Annotated in this window: 2 protein-coding genes; both read left to right on the forward strand. The window is 61.1% G+C overall.

All coding sequences use genetic code 11. The annotated features are described in order from the left end of the window. Positions 1-1,440: IS21 family transposase (gene istA, locus ASILVAE211_RS25700; protein ID WP_406566108.1), on the forward strand; the 1,440-nt coding region annotated here is incomplete at its 5' end. 13 nt (positions 1,441-1,453) lie between these two features. Then, the gene (gene istB / locus ASILVAE211_RS25705) at positions 1,454-2,194 is read left to right on the forward strand and encodes an IS21-like element helper ATPase IstB (RefSeq protein ID WP_227324200.1); all 741 of its coding nucleotides are present in this window, start codon (positions 1,454-1,456) and stop codon (positions 2,192-2,194) included. The last annotated feature ends 102 nt before the right edge of the window (positions 2,195-2,296 follow it).

Consider the following 2,296-nt stretch of genomic DNA (forward strand, 5'->3'; position numbering starts at 1 on the left):
GTCAGCCGTTTCGAGAATTCCGGCCTGCCGTGGCCTTTGCCGCTGGATTTGAGTGACGCGGAGCTTGAGGCCCGGCTTTACGGCAACGCCGGCAGTAAAAGAGGTCATCGGGGGAAGCCGGAGCCGGACTGGGCGCGGATTTACCATGAGATCAAGGGGAACAAGCACGTCACGCTGGAGACTTTGTGGAGCGAATACACTGAGGAGCACCCGGATGGATATCGGTACAGCCGGTTTTGTGAGCTCTACGCGAGTTGGTCGAAACGCCTTCCGGTTACGATGCGCCAGACGCACCTGGGTGGGGACAAGCTGTTCATCGACTACGCCGGCGACACGGTGCCGGTGATCATCGACAGCCGCACCGGCAAAACTCAGGATGCCCACATCTTCGTGGCGGTGATGGGCGGATCGAGCCTGACTTTTGCGCACGCGAGCTGGACGGAAACCCTGCCCGCGTGGATTGACGCGCACGTGCAGGCATTTGCCTACTTTGGCGGTGTCCCTCAATTGCTCGTGCCAGACAATCCCAAGGTCGCCATCATCAAGGCCTGCTTCTACGATCCGCAGGTCAATCGGACATACGGCGAGATGGCGGCCTATTACGGCACGGCGCTGTTACCGGCACGCCCCCGGCGCCCTCGTGACAAGGCAAAAGTCGAAGCGGCGGTTAGAATCGTTGAGCGCTGGCTTCTTGGAAAACTGCGCCGACGACGGTTCTACAGCCTGGCCGAAGTGAACGCCGGGATCGCTGAGTTGCTCACCTGGCTCAATGATCAACGGGTTCTTCGCTATATACAGCGCAGCCGGCGCCAATTGTTCGATATCGTCGATGCGCCGCACCTGAAGCCCTTACCGGCTGAACCCTACACCTTCGCCGAATGGCGCGTCCGCAAGGTAGGCATGGACTACCACTTGGATATCGACGACCACTTCTACTCGGTTCCGTATCGATATGCCCGCGCCACGGTCGAATTGCGGGCCACGCTCCGAACCATCGAAATCTTCTTCGAGGGCGACCGTATCGCGGTTCACAGGCGGGCTTCCGGCAACGGCAAGCACACCACCATCGCCGATCACATGCCGTCCAGCCATCGCCGTCATAAGGACTGGACGATCGAGAAGATCATGCAGGAAGCGGTCGCCATCGGCCCGTCAGCCGAACTTCTTTGCCGTTTGATTTTCGAAGGGCGATCTCATCCCGAGCAGGGTGTCCGCTCCTGTCGCGGGATCGTCAGCCTGGCCAAGGGCTTTGGCGCGCCCCGGGTCGAGGCAGCGTGCCTGCGCGCCCTGGAGATAGGTGCGCGCGCGTACGGACCGGTTCGCTCGATCCTCGACAAGAAGCTCGACGGCCTGCCCGCGCAGCATCTCCGCGGCTCCACTCCGCAGACCGAGCTGGAGATCAAACACGTCAACATCCGCGGCTCTCGCTATTACCACTGAAGGAAAGACGAATATGCTGAACCATCCCACCCTCGATCAGCTTAACACCCTGGGCCTGCAGGGCATGGCCAAGGCCTTCTCCGAACTCATCGCCGACCCGGAGGCCGCCGGCCTCCAACACGGCGAGTGGCTTGCCATGCTCCTCGATCGAGAAACTGTTTATCGCCAGGACAAGCGCATGGCCGCCCGCCTTCGTTACGCCAAACTCCGCCATCAAGCGGCACCCGAAGACATCGACTACCGTGCCGCGCGCGGCCTCGACCGCCAATTCGTCCAAGAGCTGCTCAAAGGAAACTGGATCGACGGCCATGAGAATTTGATCATCAGCGGGCCAACGGGGGTGGGGAAAAGTTGGCTGAGCTGTGCCCTCGCTCACAAGGCCTGCCGGGACAATCGCTCCGTTCTCTATGTTCGAGCGCCGAAACTCTTTGACGAACTCGCTCTGGCCCACGGCGACGGCACCTTCGCCCGGAGATCAAAAAACCTCGGCACCGTCCAGCTCCTCATAATGGACGATTGGGGTCTTGAACCACTAACCGCCCAGGGGCGGCACGATCTCCTGGAAATCCTCGAAGATCGCTATGGGCGCCGCTCTACCGTCGTCACCAGTCAGGTCCCCGTGGCCGAGTGGCATGGCCTTATCGGCCACGCCACCTACGCCGACGCGATCCTCGACCGCCTCGTCCACAATGCCCATCGTATCGAGCTATCCGGTGACTCCCTGCGCCGGCCGAAGCCACGCCCAAAAGCTTGACCCAGACGCCGTAATCGACCCAAAACGAAACTGTCGAAGAAGCCACCCGTGGGTGGCGGGATCATCCCGGAATACATGGCGGCATGATCTCGGAATGACATG

This window comes from Acidisoma silvae (assembly GCF_020618775.1).
Lineage (GTDB): Bacteria > Pseudomonadota > Alphaproteobacteria > Acetobacterales > Acetobacteraceae > Acidisoma > Acidisoma silvae.

Coding starts and splice junctions, on each gene's coding strand:
- istB (WP_227324200.1), top strand. CDS start 1,454: ATGCTGAACCATCCCACCCTCGATCAGCTTAACACCCTGGGCCTGCAG.